The sequence below is a fragment of the Roseobacter denitrificans OCh 114 genome (assembly GCF_000014045.1).
GTDB classification, from domain to species: domain Bacteria; phylum Pseudomonadota; class Alphaproteobacteria; order Rhodobacterales; family Rhodobacteraceae; genus Roseobacter; species Roseobacter denitrificans.
In genome coordinates this window covers 722,132-739,749 of sequence record NC_008209.1, presented here as the reverse complement: position 1 = coordinate 739,749, position 17,618 = coordinate 722,132, and the positions used below count along the sequence as shown (strand labels likewise).

Below are 17,618 nucleotides of genomic sequence, written 5' to 3'. Positions count from 1 at the left end.
GCCGCCGCTGCCCGTCAAACCAACCGTTCGCTGCGACCGCGAAAAATGAAAAAGCGCGAACTCACAGACTGCGGGACAAAACCGCCCGATGCTGGCGCAGCTAAAATGACTTTGACCAAACAGCCAAGCCGACACATTTGGTTTCGAGCTAGGCTTGCCCTACGATAATTTCGTTCTTGCGCTACCAAATCCCTGAACAAAGACTGGCTTTCCACAAGCAGAAAAATGCAGATAAAAAGTTGCAAGAGCCTTTTCTATGCCGCAATGCAGCATAGGTTAAAAATTTTCTATACTGCCAAACAATCGGGTCGTCGTCTTTGCCAAGCAAGAAAGTTGATATCGCACTGCAAGGGGGAGGCTCTCATGGTGGCTTCTCTTGGGGTGTTATTGACCGCCTACTTGAGCTTGAAGATATCGAGATCGTGGGAATTACGGGAACCAGCGCAGGCGCAATGAATGCTGTCGCACTGGCACAAGGCCTGACGCAGAACGGGCCACAGGGCGCGCGCGACCTGCTGCGACGGTATTGGACGAATGTGAGACGAGCCAGTCGGGTGAGCCCCTACAAAAGGACAATCTGGGATCGATTGCGGGGCACCTGGAGCTTCGAAAATTCTCCCGGTTTCATCATGTCGCAGTTCGCGCGACAACTCGCGTCGCCCTATCAGTTCAACCTGATGAACATAAATCCGCTGCGCGACATCGTCCGGGGCTGTTTTGATTTCGACGTGATCAACTCAGATGCAGGCCCCCGTGTGTTTCTGTCGGCAACAAATGTCAGAACGGGTCGGTCAAAAATTTTCCGCCAACCCGATCTAAGCGCCGATACGGTTATGGCGTCCGCCTGTCTTCCGCATGTTTTCAAAGCGGTTGAAATTGATGGGGAAGCCTATTGGGACGGCGGATACATGGGCAATCCACCACTCTTTCCGCTGGTCGACGAGACAGATGCGCTCGATACGATCTTCGTGCAGGTCAACCCGTTTGAGCGCTCAGATATCCCGACAACCCCGTATGAAATCGAAAACCGACTTAATGAGATCACGTTCAACGCAAGCCTGATGCGGGAATTGCGCGCGCTTGGGTATCTCTGGGAAGTCATCCAGCATGAGGGTCTTGACCGCGCCGCCTACAACGATGGTCACATGCATCGCATTCACGCAACCCAAGCGATGAGTGAGCTTCGCGTGTCCAGTAAAATGAACACTGAGATGGAATTTCTCGAGTGCCTTTTCGAGTTGGGCCGCGACACAACAGAAGAATGGATCAAAACGACCTGGTCAGATGTCGGCAAAAAAACGACATGGCGTGCAAAGGAGATATTCGAGGAAAGTGTAAGGCCCGCCCATTTGCGCGGTGGGGTCAGACAAAGGCCCGACCCATAATGGATATTTTCGCTGTTCTTTTCTGCCTCGGCCTATTGATGTTCCTCGCGTTTCGAGGCGTAACGCTCTTGATCCTGGCACCCGCGCTCGCAGTCTTGGCAGCGGCGCTGACTGGGGCATTGCCCCTGCTTGCCACGTTCACGCAAGTTTTCATGACCAGCACCGGCGACTTCATCGTATCGTTTTTCCCTCTTTTCTTCCTCGGCGCGATCTTCGGGAAATTGATGGATGACAGCGGGTCGGCCCGGTCGATTGCACAGTGGGTGATCGCAAGACTTGGGACGGACAAGGCAATCCTCGCCGTTGTGCTTTGCTGCGCGGTCCTGACCTATGGTGGCGTGTCGCTTTTCGTTGTGGCCTTTGCAATCTTTCCTATTGCTGCGGCCCTTTTTCGGGATGCAGACATCCCCAAACTGTTGATACCAGGGACATTGGCGCTTGGTGCATTTACATTTACGATGTCGGCCCTGCCCGGCACACCGGCAATCCAAAACGCGATCCCGATGCCCTTCTTTGGAACGACCGCCTTTGCTGCACCGGTTCTAGGGATCGTAGCTGGCATCGTGATGGCTGGATTGGGTATGGCATGGCTCAACCGTCGTGCATCGCAAGCAGCACGGGCCGGTGAAGGATACGGTGACCATGATGATGCGCCGAAGCCGGTTGACACCGAAACACACGCGCGGTCCCAAGGCGAGGGTTTCGATATCAACGAGATTGATTTCGCAATGGATGAGAAAACGGATTCGCCCGGTTTCGCCACAGCCATCGCACCGGTCATATTGGTTGTGGTGACGAATTTTCTGTTCTTACAAGTTGTCGTACCGCAGATGGAGACAGGCTATCTGGCCGAACCCCTCTTTGGTCAGATCACGATCGAAGCCGTACGCGGCATATGGTCGATTGTCTTTGCCCTCACCATGTCGATTCTGTTTCTGCTTGCTGTGAACTGGCGGCGCCTGAAGAGCATTAAAACGAGCCTGAACAAAGGCGCGGATGCAGCCGTTCTTCCGATCTTCAATACTGCAAGCCTTGTGGGGTTCGGAGCGGTCATTGCCGCTTTGCCCGTTTTTCAGTCCCTCACCGATGCGATGCTGGGGTTTGGCGAAGGCAATCCCCTCGTGGCTGTCGCTGTTTCGGTCACAACGCTGTCGGCGATCACTGGTTCGGCCTCGGGCGGCATGAGCATCGCGCTTGATGCTTTAGGGTCTCAGTTTGTCTCTCTGGCCGCGGCCACCAACACGTCACTTGAAGCGATTCACCGCGTGACATCCGTGGCGTCGGGGGCGCTTGACGCCCTGCCTCACAACGGTGCAGTCATTACCGTCCTGGGCATTTGCGGTCTGTCCCACAAGGAGGCGTATGGCGACATCTTTGTCGTGGCCGTGATTGTCCCTATGCTTGCCCTCGTGGCAGTAATCTTGCTGGCGACATTCTTAGGTGGAATTTGACACGGGCAAACAGAGAATGATCCGCCAATAACGAACCTTGCCAGCCTTGCCGAACTTGTCGCCGACATTGTCGACGCGGGCGTGATACTGCTTCTCACCGTAGGTCTGTTTAATCTTGTTGTGCGAACCGTCAGGCTAAAGATGGCCGGAGAAAGCCCGGCAGTCGTGTTCATAAGGTTCAGGATCAATCTCGGCCAACTGATTTTGCTTGCGCTTGAAATCCTTATCGTCTCGGATATTTTGCACAGCATTGCACATCGAACGTTGGAAGATCTCATCGTTCTTGGCGCGATCGTAGTCATCAGAATTCTGCTCGCCTATTTCCTCGACCGTGAACTGTCACGTCTGGATGCGCGAATATCCACGATCGCGAGCTTGCGCGAATGAGCAAACGACGGCCCTCTTGGGCTGTTGTTGCATGTGGCGACAAACTATAGGAAAATCTGTTCCAGCACATGGCATGTCGACGGGCATGCGGCTACAACAGGTAATCGTATCGTGTTGAGAAAAGCCCTTTTGGCGACCGCTCTTACCTGCGCCGGCTGCACCGATATCCCGGACCATGTGGCTTTTGGTGCGCCTTATGTGAATGCACGGATCGAGCAAATCTTTGTGACGGGTGGACGTGTACCGAGCGCGATAGAACCTGACCTAAGGCAAGACCGTAGTGCGGAGCCGCGCTCTGCGCGTTTCGATGTGTCGATTCCACCAACGCATTAACTGGGGCAGATCGAGTGGCCTGACGGGACGGCTGATACGGCGACCGATTTCGCGGTTGTGGCGCAACAGGATTTCTCCTCGACACAGACCTTTATTAGGACAATCGCGCAAAAGCCCGGTCGGGAAGTAGTCTTGTTCATACACGGCTACAACACGACCCCCTCAGAGGCACTTCACCGTTTTGCTCAGGTCAGCCATGACTTGCAGATTTCGATCCCAAAGCTGTTGTTCGCATGGCCCTCCGCCGGCATTGCCACGGGGTATGTCTACGACCGCGATAGCGTCTTGTTCTCGCGCGACGCACTGGCCGACCTGCTCACCGCGCTCAGTCGCGAAACAAATAAAGAAGTCCGACTGATTGCGCATTCCATGGGCGCACATCTGACGATGGAGGTCCTGCGTCAACTTGCGATTTCGGGGCGGCGCGATGTGCTCAACAAAATCAGTTCGCTTGCACTATTGGCACCAGACAGTGACCCTGACATCTTTCGCGCGCAAGCGCAGGCTACGATGCCACTGCCTGATCCTTTCGTTATCATGACGACACAGAATGATCGTGCGCTGAATGCCTCGGCCTTTATCAACATTGGTCGCCAAAAGGTCGGAGACCTCAGCCGGGCCGAAGATATCGAGGCGTTTGACATCACCATCTTTGATTTTACTGCGCTGGCTGACGGATCAAACCGCGATCATCTGGTACCCTTCACCTCGCCCGCGGCGATTTCGGTTCTGCGTAATCTCGTGCAATCCGGGGAACGCGGGCGTCCTGACCTGTCTCAGTTTACGCTTGGGGTAGACGGAATTTTCCGTGCAAAACCATCGGGCGCGCGCGGATAAATCCGCGCAGTCGACGCCGGCTTTTGTGTGTCATGCCATGCCGTCCGTTGTGTTTTGGACAAGAACAGATCAGGCGCTCTTTTCCTGGCGGCTGGTTGGCACCTCCTTGGACATCGGCGTATGCATCAGCAACGTATAGAGCACCGGCACGAAACCAAGGGTAAAGATCGTCCCGACAATCAGTCCAAAAGCAATGACGCTCGCCATCCCGTAGAAGAGGGCGCCCCCGAACAGGATCAGAGACACCAGCCCCAGCACCGTCGTAAGCGTGGTCATCAGAATAGGCCGCAGACGTGCAAGGCAGGCCCTTACCACTGCTTCGCGCGGGGGATGACCTGCTGCGTTCTCAATCTCGATCCGGTCGATCAGAACACTGCCGTTATTGATCAGAATGCCGGCGAGACTGAAAAAGCCCAACAGCACCATGAAACCGTAAGGTGCTCCCATGATGACAAGGCCCAGCGTCCCGCCGATCATGACAAGCGGAATCGTCGCAATGATGATCCCGCCGCGTCGGAACGAATTGAACTGCCCCACGAGAAGGATCACGATCCCCGCGAGTGCGATCGGCAATAAGCCGAACAGGTTTTCGTTGGCCTCGGCCTGATCCCGGATTTCACCTCCCACTTTCCACCTGTGCCCGGCAGGCAGGTTGAGCGCTTCCAGCGTGGGTTGCAACGCCTCTAACAATTCTGGAGCCGTCAGCGTTTAGTGGCGCGCTTCGACGGTGAGCGTCCGCTGCTGGTCAAGCCGTTTGATTCGGTTGGGCAGCCACTCCCCTTCGAAGGTCGCGACCTGACCAAGGCTCACGAAGTCGCCCGTTGCAGGCGCGTAGACCTGCGCCCGCTGCAAGGCCGCAATAGAAAACCGCATATCATCAACGCCGCGCAAGACGATTGGAATAACACGATCCCCTTCGCGGTAGGTGCTGACAACCGTGCCCGAGAATATGGTTTCAAGCGCACTGGCCACATCACTGGATGTCACGCCTGCACGCCTTGCACGGGCCTGATCTACATTGACCGACAAAGACAGAACTTCGTTTTCCCAATCCTGCTTGATGCCAACCGTGCGAGGGATGTCGTATAGGCCGTTCACGATGGTCTCGGCTGCCGATGTGAGAGCTTCGGCGTTTGGACCGATCACTTCGATTTCAATGATGCCCGGTTCGGTCGAGCCGAACCACATCCGTTTGGCGTCACCGACAGCGCCGGGAATGCTTGCATCCATGAAAGCGTTCACACGGTCACGAACGGGTCCAACGTCCTCTACGCTTTCTGTATTGATCAGCGCAAACGCCCGCTGCGGGTCTGGATCGACGGGGCTGATGGCCAAAAAGAACCGCGGACCGTCGTAACCGACGTAGGCAACATGTGAGGTGATTTCCGGGTTCTCCGCCGGGTCGGCCAGCCAGCGGGTGAGTTTCCTCAACTCGCGTTCGGTTTCGCGCTGGTCTGTCCCCGCCTCGAAGTCGAGGTAGACTAGGATCTGGTTCCGGTCGCCCAAGGGGAAGAACTCGGTCTTCACTGTTCCAAGCAACTGGATCGAACCCACGAAGGCGGCAATCGTTACCTCGACCACCGCAAGGCGTGCATTAAGCGTCAGCTCTAACAGGCGGCGATAAATCTTGTAGATCGCCCCATCAAAACGGCCGTCATCCGTCTGGTTCTGTTTTGGTTCCACCCTGAGAAACCAGGCACACATCGCGGGTGTCACGGTCATTGATAAAAACCAGGACCCCAGCGGAAGGATCGCGACGACCTGTGCCAGCGACCTTACAAAGTCGCCTGTCCCGCCCGGTGTCAACAACATGGGCAGAAAGGCAAAGATCGTTGTAAGAGAGGACGTCAAAAGCGGTACGGCAAGCGCCGCGACGGATTCGGAGACGGCCTTGACCCGGTCAACACCCTGTTCCAGCCGCACGCGGATATCCTCGGCAACAACGATCCCATTGTCCACCAGCAGGCCGAGGGCAACGATCATCGCGGCAATCGACATGCGTTGCAATTCGACGCCGGCAAAGCTCATGACAACCACGCCCAAAAGCATCGTGAGCGGCACGAATGAGCCGACGATCAGCCCGGTGCGCAGCCCCAGAAAAACCATGACAACGGCCAGAACGATTGCAAGCGTCTGATAGACGTTCGACACCGCCGATTGCACCGCCGCCTCGATCAGGTCTGGCTGGAAGGTTGCGTAATCAAGGACAAGACCGATGGGCAATTCTTGCTCTGCTTCATCAAGCAGGGCTGTCAGTTCAGGCCCTCTTCGTCGTTGACCGTTGGGCCACGCGTGCCTTCGGGCAGATTCGGGCGCAGATCATCGATCTTGTTGCGGATGTCCTGAAACACAGGCTCCAGATCGTTTACCTCGTCATGAATATCGACAAAAACCTTGACCGCTCCGGATTTTGACGTGGACCGGATTTCGTCAATCTCCGCGATTTCGCGCATCGCATTCTCAATTGGAACGGCGATAAGCTCTTCGGCTCGCGTTGCCGACATGCCCGGGAAAGATGCGTCAATACTGGCCGTGCGGATAGCGATGCTCGGGTCCTCAGAGCTGGGATAGTTTAGGAACATCGTGATCCCCATGGCCACAAGCAGGAAAATACCAATGATGGTGATGCGCGAGTTCTCGATCGCGATACGTGCAAAGTTCATGGCCTCATTCACCCAATAGCTTCACAGATTGCCCGTCGTGCAAAAAACTGACACCGGCGGACGCAACGACGTCCCCGGCTGAAACACCCTACACGATGCTCACCAGATTGTTTAACGCGGTGTCCGCGCCCCTTACCGGTGTTTTGCGAACTACGCGTGCGGCAGGATCAAAAATGAACACATAACCGGGGGCGTTTTCGTCACCCGGCGCGATGGCCGTCAGGGGCACCAGATAGCCGGTTTCACTTGAGGCGCTCTCCACTGTGATCTGTATTTCTGCGGACATACCGGGGATGAGCCCGGCGGGCCCATCCAAAAGGGCGGCGCGGATTTCCACCGCGTTTGCAGACCCAGATGCCTGTCCGATCTCAATGGCCCTTGCAGTGCATCCGCATCCCGCCACGGTTGGAACACTGACGTCAGCCGTCGTTCCAAGAAAAATGCGACTGACCATGGCGTCCGGCACAGATGCGACGATCTCAAGCGCGCCTTGTGCGTTTAGCTGAAACAACGCCTGCCCCGCTGGCACATCCTGAAATGGATCGACATCGCGGCTTGCGACCACACCGTCAAAGGGCGCGGTCAGAACCGCATTATTCAAATTGCGTTCTGCCGTACTCAGCCGTGATCTTGCGAGATCCAGCTGTGCATCCGCGCCTTCTGCGGCGGCAATCGCCTGATCCAGGGCCGCCTGCGCAACCCAGCCCCTTTCGAAAAGTGTGCTTTGACGGTCCAACTCCGCCTGTTTCTCTGCCCGACGCGCTTGTGCACTCACGAGTTCAGCCATGGCAGCGTCGCGATCAAACTCGAATGGACGATTATCCAGTGTCGCAAGGACGTCGCCGCGCAATACCTTTTCACCGGCTGTGACGTTCACACTTTCAACGGTGCCCGTAAGAGAGAAACTCAACGCAGATGTGTCGGAGGCGACGAGTGTGGCAGAGTAACTGCGCATGTCACCGCTCGCAGGTTCGGTCACGGTGTAAGTCTTGATGGCGCGCACACGTTCTTGGGTGACCTCGGTTTCGTTTTCCTCTTTGCAGCCCGAAAGAGCGAACGATACGATGGCCAAAAAAATATTGCGGACCATTTTTGGTCAACCTCCAGTTGGCCGCTCCTGCGGTCACTAACTCTGTTAATGCGGTCAACGGGCGTTCGGTCCACCACAGGTCTGTCTTGGCGTCCAAAAGCACGTGAATTCTCAGGGTGGCAGGTAACACAGCAGTGCAAAGTGGCAACGTTGGCGTAGGTTATTGGCAAGCTGAGGAGGGTAATCGTATCGAGGCCTTCTCTCGCGCATGATCGCTTGACCCCCTGAAACTGCAAAGATTTGCTGTTCGACGATGTTCTGTGGGTAGAGCAGGCGCGCAGGGACCATGCCGAGTTTGTTTCCAATATGCAGCAACGCGGCGTTGAAGTTCTCGATATACAAGATCTCTTGGCTGAGGCGCTGAACGACGCGAAAGCCCGGTCCTTCATGCTCGACCGGATCATTGCGCCAGAGACTGTCGGTATTGGCTTTGCCAAGCGCATGCGCCCGTGGCTGGACGAGATGGAGGCGGCGGATCTGGCGAGCCACATGTTGGGGGGCATCGTCTTTGCCGATCTGCCTGAGCAGATTATTCCCTCTCAATTCAGGCACATGATCCCGAATAATGACTTTGTCCTACCCGCCGTGCCAAATGCCCTGTTTCAAAGGGATCCATCATGCTGGATGTTTAATGGCGTTACCATGAACCCGATGTTCTGGCCTGCGCGAAAGCCTGAAACGCTCATCATGCGGACGGTGTACAGGTTTCACCCTATGTTCAAAGACGCCGAATTCGAGGTCTGGTGGGGTGACGAAGACAAAGACTACGCCAACGCGTCGATTGAGGGGGGTGACGTGCAGCCTGTCGGAAACGGTACTGTTTTCATCGGCATGGGGGAACGCACAACCCATAAAGCGGTGACGCTTGTCGCAAAATCTCTGTTAGCCAAGGGCGGCGCACAAAGGGTTGTCGCCTGTGCCATGCCAAAAAGCCGCGCAGCAATGTATCTCGATACTGTTTTTTTCGTGCCTTGCTTACGACAAAGTCACGGCATTCTCCGAAGTTGCGGACCAGGTGACATGCATTTCGCTACGCCCGGACGACAAAGGCGGTCTGGATGCGCGTGTAGAAGAAGGGCATCTCTTCGATGTTTACAAAGACGCCTTGAATTTGAAAGACCTATTGGTCATTCCCACGGGTGGAGACGCGTTTCAGGCGGAACGCGAGCAATGGGACGACGGTAACAACGTGGTCGCGATGGAGCCAGGCGTGGTCATCGGGTACCGCCGAAACACCTACACGAACAAGCTGATGCGCGATGCCGGCGTCGAAGTGATCGAAATTTCCGGGCAGGAACCGGGACGAGGTCGTGGCGGCGGACATTGTATGACCTGTCCTATTGAACGCGACCCCGCTTACTAAAACGCGCGTGTTCAGATTTTTTGTGACACGCGCGCGGCCAGGCTGCGGCGCTTTGGGAACACCAGGAAGCAGACCATGACAGACACCACGAGAGCAAACGCACAGTCGACTCCGTCTGCGCGCAAAATATCGCTTCCGGCGCTCACGGCTATGGTCGTTGGTTCAATGGTCGGGGCGGGTATTTTCAATCTGCCCGCCCGTTTCGGGTCTGCGACAGGTCCTTTCGGCGCAATCATCGCATGGATGATTGCCGGAACCGGAATGTACATGCTGGCGCGTGTGTTTCAGTTTCTGGCGCAGCGACGTCCCAATCTGGATTCGGGCGTTTTTGCTACGCCAAGGCGGGTTTTGGCAGCTATGTGGGCTTTTTATCTGCATCTGGCTATGGGGCCAGCGCGATGCTCGGCAACGTGTTTTACTGGGTGTTGATCAGTGCGACGTTAAGCCTTTTCTTCCCCGCCTTTGGTGACGGCGGTACAATTCTCGGGATTGTCGTTTCGCTCATCGGCATATGGACGTTCCACTTTATCATTCTGCGGGGCATCCAAGAAGCGGCTTTCATCAACACTGTTGTTTCAATCGCCAAACTTGTCCCGCTTTTCGTGGCGATAACCGCGATGGTTTTTGTGTTCAACTGGGACACATTCAGCGCAAATTTCTGGGGCGGGGCCGACATGCCCGAGAAGTCACTGCTCCTTCAGGTGCGGGATACGATGCTGATCACGGTCTTCGTTTTCATCGGCATTGAAGGCGCAAGTGTCTATTCACGGTATGCCAAAACACGTCGGGACGTCGGCAGCGCGACCATCTTGGGTTTTGTCGGCGTGTTGGGCATCATGGTCGCCATCACGCTTTTGCCCTATGGAATCATGCCCCAGTCCGCGGTGGCTGATCTGCGCAAGCCCTCCCTTGCAGGCGCTTTAGAGGCCACTGTGGGCGCGTTGGAAACCCTGTTCATCTCAATCGGAGTTCTGATTTCGGTTCTGGGCGCTTATCTTACCTGGTCGCTGCTGGTTGCCGAAGTGCCTTACGCCGCCGCGAAATCAAAGGATATGCCAAGCGTGTTCGGACGCGAGAACGCGCAAAATGTGCCGGCGAATTCACTGTGGCTCTCGAACAGTATCATATCAGTTTTTCTGATCTCGACCTATTGGTCCGCTGATGCGTTCAACTTCATGCTGGACATGGCGACCGTCGCATCTCTACTCCCATACTCGCTGGTCGCTGGCTACGGCATCCTTCTCACCCGTTCCAACGAGATTTATGGCGATGAACAGGGCAAACAGAAACGCGACAGTATTTTCGCATGGGTCGCCGCGGTCTATGTGGTGTTCATGTTCGTCGCTGCAGGGTTGAAATACATCATCCTGGTGGCGGTCATCTATGCGCCTCTGACCGTTCTCTACTTTTGGGCACGTAAGGAACAAAACCTGCCTTACTTCACAAAAGTGGAATTGATCGTTTTCGGCATCGTTCTTCTAGTGGCCGCTATCGGCGTCTATGGCCTTTTTTCGGGTGCTATCACTCCGTGAACACAGCAATGGTTCGGTAAGATGAACACCCTAGCATGCCAACCGATCCTTGTCGCACTTCGCCAATAAGCTGTTGTATCAAGAAGGACGACTGCCTTCAGGATGCGGGCTCGTGTATGACCTTTGACGCTTTTGACCTGCTCCCCTGAGACGTCCGGCATTTGGGGTTGGCCTGTTCTCCAACTAAGGAGATCGGAAATACCTCAACAACCGGATCGGAGCTGATGGTGCCGTGCTGAAACTGTTTCAGAGGTCGAAGCGGAGCTTTAGATAACTCGCAGCCGCAAGGAACACGCTTAAAAGCATCGCAACCCATCGCGCAATCAAGAAAGTTGAGCCGGCAGCCTGATAGGTGGTCGGCGCAACATTCCGGTACAAAGCGGACCCATGCAACAGGGCCGTTCAAACTCGTTAAAAGCGCGAAACTCAAACCATTTTTTTGCGGCAGCCAAAATATTTTTTCGAAGAACGGGACAGAGTTGCCTCTGACTTTTCCATCGTCGCCAATGCTGCGTGCACAAGCGGACATGACATGTGATGCGGCTTTCAATTCGCGCCGATCAAGACCCTTCCGGGCGGTCCAATGTCTTTTCGCACAGTTTATTCACGGCGCCATGTAGCAGGATCGTCAGAACTGCAAGCACGATCAGAGCGGCGAACATAAGGTCTGTTTTGGCCCGGCCATTGGCCAAAAGCATAAGATACCCCAAGCCCTTTGACGCACCGACCCATTCACCAATGATAGCACCGATGGGGGCGTAAACCGCCGCGAGCCTCAAGCCGGATGCAAATCCCGGTAAGGCTGCGGGAATCCTGATGTGCCACATAATGCGCGCAGGACTTGCGCCCATCACCTTGGCCAAACCGATCCAGTCGCGGTTCGTGCGCATCAGGGCGTCAAAAAAGGACGACGTGACGGGAAAGTAAATGATGATTATGGCCATCGTGACTTTGGACCAAAGGCCGAAGCCCAGCCAAAGGGTCAAGATCGGTGCCAGTGCAAACACCGGCACCGCTTGGCTGAACACCAGGATAGGACGTACCAGCGCGCGTGCCGTTGGGGACGCGACCAGCCCGATGGCGGACACGAACCCAAGTGCGGCACCCAGCACGAGGCCGATGAGCACTTCGGCCATCGTGACCAACGCATGCTCCGTCAGAAGGGCACGGCTTTCCCAGATTGTCTGCCCGACCAGCGCAGGGGGCGGCAGGATGAAACGGGCGACACCCGTGGCCCAGATCACCGTCTGCCAGAGCACCAAAACCAGACATGTCGCCGCCAGGCCTGCCCGCCATCCGGTCATTTTGCGACCGCAAAGCCGGCCCATGAGGCGTCAAAGAACGCACGCTCCAAACGCACCGCTTCAGTGAAGGTCGCAGTGACATCTTCGCGGGCGTCATCGTCAAGCGTCTCCCAAATTACATCCAGCTGATCGCGCAAATAGGCGACGACCTGCGCAAATCCATCGCCCGAATGCAGGGATATCCACTCCCCCAGCCAAAACGGCAGATCGTCTGCGCGGCCTTCAACCGGGGTGGCCCAATCGAGATAAATCCATTCGGCAACCACGAGAACCGACAGCATAATCTCATAGCGGCCCGAGCGGCGGGCTTGATCCATCAGGTTTTGAAACGCGATCGTCTCAGGTGCTGCCGGCGCACTCATCGAAATCTCCAAGGCCTGTGCAGATCGCAGGAAATAGGTGTTTTCCGGGCCACAGATCACACCCAGAAACTGCGCGCCGGGCACGGCGTCTTGCAGTGTGGGCGCATGAGCCACGGCGGATGCCAAAAGCCGCACAAACCCCTCGATGAATTGGTAGTCCTGTTGCAAGTATCCCGACATCTTTTCACGGCTCAGGCTCCCATCGGCCAAGGCATTGGTGAACGGATGATACGTGGCGGCGTGCCAGTCCTGCGCCACAAGTGATTGCAGATATTTTGTTGCGCTCATGTCGGCCTCCGAAGTTGATCAAACAGATCTGTTTGCGTGCGCACGACATCCGGTGCGTAGATGTCGCGCGGAATGGTGGTGCGCGGGGCAGCGACCTCGACAAGACCTGATGGGGTCATGATGAGGATTTTCTGGCCCAATCGCGCGGCTTCGTTCGGGTCATGTGTGACCAGCAACACTGTGCGGCCCGTCAAAAGCTCTGCTGTGAGTTCCTGCATCTGCGCACGGTTTAGCGCGTCGAGCGCTGAAAACGGTTCGTCCAGCAACACAACCGCGCGGTCCTCCATCAAGGTACGGGCCAACGCCACCCGTTGACGTTGGCCGCCTGACAAAGCCCGGGGCAGTTTGTCAGCATGATCCGCCAAGCCCACTTGAACAAGCCTGTCGCGGGCTCGGTCCTTGTCCGGACGCTCCCCCCGCAATCGCGCGCCAAGCATGACATTGTCCAACACGCTCAGCCAGGGCATCAACAAATCCTGCTGCGCCATCATGGCAACACGACCGGGATCGCTGAGGCTCCCGTCAAAGGTAACGCCCTCGGCCAGCCCCGCAAAGAGGCGCAGTACCGTGGATTTGCCAACGCCACTTGCTCCCAATAGGCAGGTCCAGCTCTGCGGTGTCAGAACCAAATCGAGCTGCGAAAAAATCGGCATGCCGTCGATTGTCGCGGATCCTGTCATTCGCAAGGGTTGGTTCACGGATCAAGTCCCATATCCCAAAACCCGACCTCCAGCTGTGTCGCCATCGCGAACCGCGCCTGAAGACTTGCCCAACGGGGGCTGGTTGCCGGATCATTTCCGATGCGTTGCGCGACTGCCCCATCCATCAGCTCGCCCACATCGTGGCAAACCTGCTGATACTCGGCACTGGCATAGGTGTTGATCCAGTCGGCGTAGGTGTCCGACGTCTTGGTGGCGGCCAAATGCGTGCCGATTTCACCGTAGCCCATGACACAAGGGGCCAAGGCCGCCAGCAAGTCCAACAGATCGCCGGAATGGCCCGCATCCAACACATAGCGGGTGTATGCCAGATTTTCCTGCCGTTCCTGCGTGGCAAACAGCGTCTCCTCATCAATCCCGGCCTCTGCGCAGATTTTGATATGCAGGGCGAGTTCCTCATTGATCAACCCGTTCACCGTACCAGCGGCCAAACGCATTTCCGCGACCGTATCCGCCTTGGTCACCGCCAGAGCCCAAGCGCGCGAAAAGTGGATCAGAAAGACGTAATCCTGTTTCAGATAATGCAGGAAGGCGGCGTGAGGCAGCGTACCGTCGCCCAAGCCCTGCACAAATGCATGACGGGTATAGGCGGGCCAGACAGGCGTGTTATCCCGCAAGGCCGCGAAGGTTTTACCGTAGGTCATTCTGCCCCCAGATCGACGGCAAGGGCCGAGACAGGGCGCGTGCCTTCAACCAGACCACTCTCGGCAAGAAACGCTTCGAACCGTGTGTAGCGCCCTTCATCCAGCGCTTCAGGGCGCAAGGCAAAACGGGGCAGCGTATCAACCCACGCCCTTGCGTTCAGTTCGTCGTCCAGCTCGGGCGCGTAGCCTTTGAACAGCTCCCATGATGCCTGCGGGTTGTTGACGATATATTGTGTTGCCAGTTCCGTCGCACGCAAAAAGCGGCGGACCTGATCGGTATCCATCCGGTCGGGATTCGCCACGTAGATCAATTCGTCATAGGTCGGCACGCCCTCTTCCTCGACGTAAAAACAGCGTCCCTCAACGCCCTCGATTTCCATCTGATTCAGCTCAAAATTGCGGTAGGCTCCGATGACTGCATCAACCTGACCCGACATCAACGACGGGCTGAGCGAGAAGTTCACATTGACCATCTCGACATCGTCCAGCGCGACACCATGGCGACCCAGCATCGCGCTTAGAACCGCCTCTTCGACGCCCGCCACGGAAAAGCCGATCCTGCGGCCCTTGAGCTGGCTGATCTCTGTGATGGGGCCGTCTTTCAGAACCAACAAGCAGTTGAGCGGCGTTGCCACCAAGGTGCCCACACGGATCAGCGGCAGACCTTCGGCAACGTGCAGATGTTGGCTCGGTTGATAGCTGACGGCGATGTCGCCTTGGCCAGCCGCCACGAGTTTCGGCGGGGCAGATGGATCAGCGGGGGGTATGATCTCGACCTCAAGGCCTTGATCAGCGAAATAGCCCAGTTCTTCGGCCACGATGATCGGACCGTGATCGGGGTTTATGAACCAATCCAGCAGCAGGGTCATCTTGTCTTGAGCGAAGGCTGGTGTCGCGACACATAGCGCCGCTGCGGTGATGATGTATTTCATGGGGGTTTCCTTATTCTCCGAGAGCGAGAAGTTTGATCTCGCCCTGCCAGTGTTGTGAAAGCCGGTCCGCCGCCTGCCAGGCACGCAGGCCAGAACGGCAGGCCAGAACGGCACGTTGGTTTGCGTCAGGTGTGGGGCCATGTGGCCCAAGATCGGACACGGCATGGCGCGTTGCCTGCGGTAGGATTGGCCCCTTTTCATCTTTCGCGCGCAGGTCGATCAGAAAATCAGTCGCGGCGATGTCGCGCGGGGCGATAAAGGCGGGATTGGGCGCAGGGTCTGATGCCGTGTCAAAGCGGAAGCCCCCAAACCGCATCCCGCCCGCGTCAAAGGTTACAAGCTGCCCCAAGACGTGCAGATCGCCCGTCAGGACTGCGATCGCCATCTGCGCCTGAAGGCTGCCGATCACACCGACACTTGGCCCCAGTACACCGTCTGTATCACAAGAGCCAAGCTGATCCGGCAGATCGGGAAAAACCGCACGCAACCCCGGTTTGCCGCCACAAAAGCCGCCGACATAACCGTCGCGCCCCACTACGCTGGCGCTGACAAGGGGCTGACCTGCCCCAAGACAATAATCAGACGCGATATAGCTGACCGCGAAACTGTCTGCACAGTCCAGGGTCAGTGTCATGCCCTCGCAAAGGGCTGCAATATTGGCCGGGTCGACGCGCTGGCGAATGGGTTCAATGCGCGTGTCAGGATTTAACGCAGCCATCGCCTTTGCGATCACATCGACTTTTGGCAAGCCGATATCAGCCTCGCGAAACAGCGTTTGGCGGTGCAGGTTGGACAGGCTTATGACATCTGCATCCGCAATTCGGATTTGGCCGACACCGGCACCGACGAGGTATTGCATCACGGGGGCGGCCAAACCGCCGCCACCGATCACAAGGACAGAGGACCCGGCCAGCTTATCCTGCGCGGCCTGTCCCAATACCGCAGTCTGGCGGGCATAGCGGCTCATCCGCAGACCTCCAGCCATTCCCTGACGCGGCTCTCCGGATCGTCGTGCAGCGCAATGTCCGTAACGGCCGAGACAACATCCGCGCCGGCATCAAATGCCGCCGCTGCGCGGTCCGTGCTCATCCCGCCGATGGCGACAAGAGGGATGTCGCCCACACGGTCTTTCCATTCGCTGAGCTTCTCAACGCCCTGCTGGTGCCATTTCATCTTTTTCAGGATCGTTGGATAGATCGGCCCCAATGCAACATAGTCTGGTTTCAACGCCAGCGCGCGTACCAGTTCGGCTTTGTCATGGGTCGAAATCCCAAGCTTCAGTCCGGCGGAACGGATCGCCGCCACATCCGCCGCATCAAGGTCTTCCTGACCCAAATGCACCCAGTCACAGCCCAGATCAATGGCCAGTTGCCAATGGTCATTGACCACCAGCAGTGCGCCATGGGCACGGCACAAATCGCGGCCTTCGGTCAGTTGGGCGCGCAGCACATCTTGCGGCTGGTCTTTGATGCGCAGCTGCACGAACTTCACCCCCAAGGGCAGCATGCGCCGCAGCCAGGCCACATCGTCAAAGATCGGGTAAAAGCGGGGCAGCGTCATAGCATGGCCTTTCCGAAGACGGGCGTGGAAGGCGCCGCCATGTCGCGTGCATCCATGGGATCGGCACCGGCGGCCAGCGCGCCGGCTTCGACCGCCAAAGCAAAGGCGTGCGCCATCGCCGCCGGATCGCCCGCTTTTGAAACGGCTGTGTTCAACAGAACCGCGTCATACCCCAACTCCATCGCTTGCGTCGCATGGGAGGGCAATCCAAGACCTGCATCCACGACCAGTGGCGTATCGGGAAAATGCGCACGCAAGCTGCGCAGACCGTAGATGTTGTTCAGCCCCAAGCCGGTGCCGATGGGTGCGCCCCATGGCATCAAAACCTTGCAACCGACCTCGACCAGCCGCTCGCACAGCACCAAGTCTTCGGTGCAATAAGGGAACACCTCAAACCCGTCCTCGGCCAGTTGTGCGGCTGCTTCGACGAGCCCGAAGGGATCAGGTTGCAATGTATCGGTGTGGCCGATGACCTCGAGCTTGATCCAGTTGGTGTCGAACAACTCGCGCGCCATCTGGGCAGTGGTCACGGCCTCGCGCACCGAATAACAGCCTGCGGTGTTGGGAAGCACGGCGACACCCAGATCCCGGATCAACCCCCAGAAATCCTGCCCCGCCTGATCACCACCCGCCTCGCGCCGCACTGAAACCGTGGCAATCCCTGCGTCCGAGCGGCGAAAAGCATCCGCCAAAATTGCGGGCGACGGGTATTGCGCGGTGCCCAGCATCAGCCGGGATGTCACTTCTGTGCCGTAAAAAATGGGCATT

The 17,618-nt window shown here is 57.0% G+C and carries 16 protein-coding genes and 2 pseudogenes; 7 read left to right on the top strand and 11 right to left on the bottom strand.

What is annotated here, in order from left to right; translation table 11 throughout:
- Window positions 1-317 precede the first annotated feature (317 nt).
- The 4 genes from RD1_RS03515 (at window position 318) to RD1_RS20410 (ending at window position 4,393) form a co-directional block, all read left to right on the top strand.
- Window positions 318-1,385: a patatin-like phospholipase family protein gene (locus RD1_RS03515; protein WP_011567069.1), complete on the top strand. Its 1,068-nt coding sequence runs from the start codon at window positions 318-320 to the stop codon at window positions 1,383-1,385.
- Window positions 1,385-2,836, top strand: a complete 1,452-nt coding sequence (locus RD1_RS03510) for a GntP family permease (protein ID WP_011567068.1) — start codon at window positions 1,385-1,387, stop codon at window positions 2,834-2,836. Before RD1_RS03515 ends, RD1_RS03510 begins: the two co-directional genes overlap by 1 nt.
- 141 nt (window positions 2,837-2,977) lie before the next feature.
- On the top strand, window positions 2,978-3,223 hold the full coding sequence (locus tag RD1_RS20415) for a DUF1622 domain-containing protein (RefSeq protein WP_050759050.1): 246 nt from the start codon (window positions 2,978-2,980) through the stop codon (window positions 3,221-3,223).
- Window positions 3,224-3,688: 465 nt separating this feature from the next.
- Window positions 3,689-4,393, top strand: a complete 705-nt coding sequence (locus RD1_RS20410; protein WP_245897180.1) for an alpha/beta hydrolase — start codon at window positions 3,689-3,691, stop codon at window positions 4,391-4,393.
- A 69-nt stretch (window positions 4,394-4,462) separates the two neighbouring features.
- Here RD1_RS20410 and RD1_RS03490 read toward each other — a convergent pair.
- The 3 genes and pseudogenes from RD1_RS03490 to RD1_RS03480 all read right to left on the bottom strand — a co-directional run bounded on the left by RD1_RS03490 (window position 4,463) and on the right by RD1_RS03480 (window position 8,146).
- Window positions 4,463-6,616: pseudogene (locus tag RD1_RS03490) on the bottom strand (efflux RND transporter permease subunit).
- Window positions 6,617-6,645: 29 nt separating this feature from the next.
- The gene (locus RD1_RS03485) at window positions 6,646-7,056 is read right to left on the bottom strand and encodes an efflux RND transporter permease subunit (RefSeq protein WP_044032916.1); all 411 of its coding nucleotides are present in this window, start codon (window positions 7,054-7,056) and stop codon (window positions 6,646-6,648) included.
- An 88-nt stretch (window positions 7,057-7,144) separates the two neighbouring features.
- Window positions 7,145-8,146, bottom strand: coding sequence for an efflux RND transporter periplasmic adaptor subunit (locus RD1_RS03480; RefSeq protein ID WP_011567065.1), 1,002 nt, complete (start codon window positions 8,144-8,146; stop codon window positions 7,145-7,147).
- Window positions 8,147-8,386: 240 nt separating this feature from the next.
- Here RD1_RS03480 and RD1_RS21250 point away from each other — a divergent pair.
- The 3 genes and pseudogenes from RD1_RS21250 to RD1_RS03470 all read left to right on the top strand — a co-directional run.
- Window positions 8,387-9,049: pseudogene (locus RD1_RS21250) on the top strand (arginine deiminase family protein); the annotation flags it as partial.
- A gap of 13 nt (window positions 9,050-9,062) precedes the next feature.
- Window positions 9,063-9,509 (top strand): arginine deiminase family protein, encoded by a 447-nt coding sequence (locus RD1_RS21245; RefSeq protein WP_011567064.1) that lies wholly within the window; start codon window positions 9,063-9,065, stop codon window positions 9,507-9,509.
- A gap of 239 nt (window positions 9,510-9,748) precedes the next feature.
- Window positions 9,749-11,041 carry an amino acid permease gene (locus RD1_RS03470; protein ID WP_011567063.1) on the top strand — a complete coding sequence of 431 codons (1,293 nt, stop codon included), beginning with the start codon at window positions 9,749-9,751 and terminating at the stop codon, window positions 11,039-11,041.
- Window positions 11,042-11,601: 560 nt separating this feature from the next.
- On the opposite strand, the gene RD1_RS03465 is transcribed toward RD1_RS03470, so the two are convergent.
- The 8 genes from RD1_RS03465 to RD1_RS03430 are packed head-to-tail and all read right to left on the bottom strand — an operon-like array spanning window position 11,602 to window position 17,617.
- On the bottom strand, window positions 11,602-12,345 hold the full coding sequence (locus RD1_RS03465) for an ABC transporter permease (RefSeq protein WP_011567062.1): 744 nt from the start codon (window positions 12,343-12,345) through the stop codon (window positions 11,602-11,604).
- Entirely contained in the window at window positions 12,342-12,995 is a 654-nt protein-coding gene (locus RD1_RS03460) for a TenA family protein (protein ID WP_011567061.1), read from the bottom strand. The genes RD1_RS03465 and RD1_RS03460 overlap by 4 nt, the downstream gene beginning before the upstream one ends.
- Complete coding sequence (locus tag RD1_RS03455; protein ID WP_085978941.1) at window positions 12,992-13,693, bottom strand: ABC transporter ATP-binding protein; 702 nt, start codon at window positions 13,691-13,693, stop codon at window positions 12,992-12,994. The genes RD1_RS03460 and RD1_RS03455 overlap by 4 nt, the downstream gene beginning before the upstream one ends.
- The gene (gene tenA, locus RD1_RS03450) at window positions 13,690-14,358 is read right to left on the bottom strand and encodes a thiaminase II (RefSeq protein WP_011567059.1); all 669 of its coding nucleotides are present in this window, start codon (window positions 14,356-14,358) and stop codon (window positions 13,690-13,692) included. Before tenA ends, RD1_RS03455 begins: the two co-directional genes overlap by 4 nt.
- The gene (locus RD1_RS03445) at window positions 14,355-15,290 is read right to left on the bottom strand and encodes an ABC transporter substrate-binding protein (protein ID WP_011567058.1); all 936 of its coding nucleotides are present in this window, start codon (window positions 15,288-15,290) and stop codon (window positions 14,355-14,357) included. Before RD1_RS03445 ends, tenA begins: the two co-directional genes overlap by 4 nt.
- 10 nt (window positions 15,291-15,300) lie before the next feature.
- Entirely contained in the window at window positions 15,301-16,257 is a 957-nt protein-coding gene (locus tag RD1_RS03440; protein WP_011567057.1) for a HesA/MoeB/ThiF family protein, read from the bottom strand.
- Entirely contained in the window at window positions 16,254-16,850 is a 597-nt protein-coding gene (locus RD1_RS03435; protein WP_011567056.1) for a thiamine phosphate synthase, read from the bottom strand. Before RD1_RS03435 ends, RD1_RS03440 begins: the two co-directional genes overlap by 4 nt.
- Window positions 16,847-17,617, bottom strand: a complete 771-nt coding sequence (locus RD1_RS03430) for a thiazole synthase (RefSeq protein ID WP_011567055.1) — start codon at window positions 17,615-17,617, stop codon at window positions 16,847-16,849. The genes RD1_RS03435 and RD1_RS03430 overlap by 4 nt, the downstream gene beginning before the upstream one ends.
- Window position 17,618 lies beyond the last annotated feature (1 nt).